1 protein-coding gene is annotated in these 1,042 nt (G+C 73.4%); it reads right to left on the reverse strand.

What is annotated here, in order from left to right; translation table 11 throughout:
* On the reverse strand, positions 1-1,042 hold a 1,042-nt coding region (locus tag I8N67_RS41625), incomplete at both ends, for a zinc ribbon domain-containing protein (RefSeq protein WP_200309566.1).

Consider the following 1,042-nt stretch of genomic DNA (forward strand, 5'->3'; position numbering starts at 1 on the left):
GCGCTCGGCCGGGTGGGGCGGGGACCCTGCGCCGCTTCCCGGGCGCGGGGCGTCTGGTGGTGGGACGGCTTTTGGTGCGGTCCCGGGTCTGGTGCTGGACCTGGCTTGCCCGGTCCAGGGCCTCGACCACCGCGCGGATGACGAAGGTTCCGGCGGTGCGGTCGAGGCGGGTGGTGTGCTGGTGGGTCAGGCCGCGGGCGCCGATCCTCTGCCAGGCGGCGTTGTCCCGGCCGGTGCTGTACCCGCACGCCTCGTTGGGGCAGGTCGCCCACGCCCAGCCCGCCGCCCGGTCGTCGGGGGCCTTGTGGTGGCGGAACTTGTTCAGGCAGCGGGGGCAGTACTTCGATGTCCCGCGCGGTGGCACGATCACCACGGCGATGCCGTGGGCGGCGGCGGTGTGCCGGACGTGGGTGACGATCGCGCCGCGCACCGTCTGGGAGAGACGGGTGTTGAGGGTGCGGCCCTTGCCGCGGGCTTCCATGTCGCGGAGGTCTTCGAGGTAGATGACCGAGGCTCCGGCCGCGCGGGCATGGTCGGTCATGAAGCGGGCGGCGGCTTTGGCGAGGGCCGCGTTCAGCCGGGTGCGGCGCTTCGCGACCCGTTCCCGCTCGGTCTGAAGGACGGCGAGTTTCGCCACCAGCAGCGGGTCCGGGCGAACGCCGCGCTCCTGTCGTGAGGTGATCAGGGTACGCAGCTGGTCGATGCGGGCGGTGATCCGCTCGTCGTGGATGCGCAGCCGGTCGGCCTTGGCCAGGACTCCGGCGGCGCGGAAGGACAGCGGGTGTGCGTCGGTGAGCACCCGGGGCTGGGTCTCGTCGGTGAGGTGGAGGGTGCCGCCGGTGAGCAGGGTGTTCAGTCCCCAGTCGAAGGCCACCGCGATGCGGTGTCCGGCCCGCTCCGGCTTCGGGACGGCGAGCGCGTAGGGCACGTCGAGCAGCAGCCGCTCTTCCCGTACGCGCAGGGTGGGCGCGCACAGCACCGCGTGCGCGGGGACGTGGGGTGGCAGGCGGAAGCGGATCCGCACCGGATGCCAGTCCGTCCG

Source organism: Streptomyces adelaidensis (assembly GCF_016598475.1).
Taxonomy (GTDB): Bacteria; Actinomycetota; Actinomycetes; order Streptomycetales; family Streptomycetaceae; genus Streptomyces; species Streptomyces adelaidensis.